The organism is Pseudomonas sp. AC463, from assembly GCF_979253585.1.
This window is the reverse complement of sequence record NZ_CEEDDZ010000488.1, coordinates 1-281: the sequence shown is the minus strand read 5'-3', so window position 1 is coordinate 281 and position 281 is coordinate 1. Positions and strand designations below refer to the sequence as shown.

Below are 281 nucleotides of genomic sequence, written 5' to 3'. Positions count from 1 at the left end.
CAACCACACCGCCGACGTGATCCAGTATCGCGAATGCGGCGAGGGCAGCGAATGCCCCTATCGCGACCGCGCAACCTATCCCTATCAGCGGCGCGGCGGGGTCGGCGGACCCGCCATCAACGCCGGCTTCGCCGGTGATGCGGTACAGACGCCGGAGAACTTCGCCCGGCTCACCGATCCCACCTACGCCTACACCCCCTATGTTCCCGCCGCCGAGCGGGCGGTGAAGGTGCCGGCGTGGCTGAACGACGTCACCCTTTATCACAACCGCGGCAACACGC

1 protein-coding gene is annotated in these 281 nt (G+C 67.6%); it reads left to right on the top strand.

Annotated elements, in window-relative coordinates; translation table 11 throughout:
- A partial coding sequence (locus tag AC0IYH_RS31090; RefSeq protein WP_471838040.1) for a hypothetical protein occupies window positions 1-281 on the top strand: 281 nt, incomplete at both ends.